Annotated in this window: 1 protein-coding gene; it reads left to right on the forward strand. The window is 64.6% G+C overall.

All coding sequences use genetic code 11. The features are described from left to right. Positions 1 to 1,605 (forward strand): DUF4082 domain-containing protein (locus QD408_RS27105; protein ID WP_414141426.1); only part of this gene is annotated, 1,605 nt, incomplete at both ends.

The following is a 1,605-nucleotide window of genomic DNA, read 5'->3' on the forward strand; positions in this document are numbered from 1 at the left end:
ACGCTCGGTTCGTCGCTCAACGGCGCCTATGGCAGCCTCGTGCTCAACGCATCGGGCGTCTATAACTATACCGTCAACGAGACCAATGCTTCCGTGCAGGCGCTGCGCCTGTCCACCAACACGCTGAGCGATGTCTTCAGCTACACGATGCGCGATACCTCGGGCGCCATCGCCACGGCAAACCTCACCGTCACCATCCATGGCGCCAACGACGCGCCGGTGCTCGCCGTCCAGACCGCCGGTCAGAACGCCACCGTCGGCTCCGCCTTCTCCTTCGTGCTGCCGACCACCACCTTCAGCGATGTCGACAGCAACGAAACGCTGGCCTATGCGGCAACCGCCGCCGACGGCACGGCGCTGCCCGCCTGGCTCGCCTTCAACGCCTCGACGCGCACCTTCTCCGGCACACCGACGACAGCAGGCACATACGGCGTCAGGGTGACGGCCACCGATCTCGGCGGTCTCTCGACCAACGAGACCTTCAATATCACCGCGACAGTGGCGCCTACGACCTACAGCCTGTTCAACGCTTCCAGCACGCCGGCCCAGACGAACCTCAATGACGGCCAGCAGCTCGGGCTCGGCGTCAAGTTCCAGTCGAACGTCGCCGGTGACATTACCGGCATCAAGTTCTACCGCAGCGCCAACGACAACGGCCAGAACGTCGTCGAYCTGTGGACCACCACCGGCACCAGGCTTGCCACCGCCACCTTCAGCAACACCACCGCGAGCGGCTGGCAGACGGTGAACTTCACGACGCCCTTTACCATCGCCGCCAACACCACCTACATCGCCTCCTACCACACGACAGGCGCTTACGTGGCGACGAACAATTTCTATACGACCGCCGTCACCAGCGGTCCGCTGACGGCTCAGTCGAGCGCCGTCGCTGGCGGCAATGGCGTCTATGCCTATGGCGGAACCGCGACCACGAGCATTTTCCCGAATGCCACCTTCAACGCTGCCAATTATTTTGCGGATGTGGTCTTCCGGCCATCATCTCCCAACAACACACCGACAGCGGTTGCCGATGCGGGAGACGCGACCGAGAAAGGCGGCGTTGCCAACGGCTCGGGCGGCGTGGCCGCCAGCGGCAACGTGCTCACCAATGACACCGATCCGGATACCGGCGATACCAAGACGGTGACGGCGGTCAGCTTCGGCGCGACGTCAGGCACGCTCGGTTCGTCGCTCAACGGCGCCTATGGCAGCCTCGTGCTCAACGCATCGGGCGTCTATAACTATACCGTCAACGAGGCCAACAGCGCCGTGCAGGCGCTGCGCCTGTCCACCAACACGCTGAGCGATGTCTTCAGCTACACGATGCGCGATACGTCGGGCGCCACATCAACGGCAAACCTCACCGTCACCATCCACGGCGCCAACGACGCGCCGGTGCTCGCCGTCCAGACCGCCGGCCAGAACGCCACCGTCGGCTCCGCCTTCTCCTTCACGCTGCCGACGACCACCTTCAGCGATGTCGACAGCAACGAAACGCTGGCCTATGCGGCAACCGCCGCCGACGGCACGGCGCTGCCCGCCTGGCTCGCCTTCAACGCCACGACGCGCACCTTCTCCGGCACGCCGACGACATCAGGCACMTAC

It is taken from the genome of Rhizobium sp. BR 249 (assembly GCF_047445895.1).
Lineage (GTDB): Bacteria > Pseudomonadota > Alphaproteobacteria > Rhizobiales > Rhizobiaceae > Rhizobium.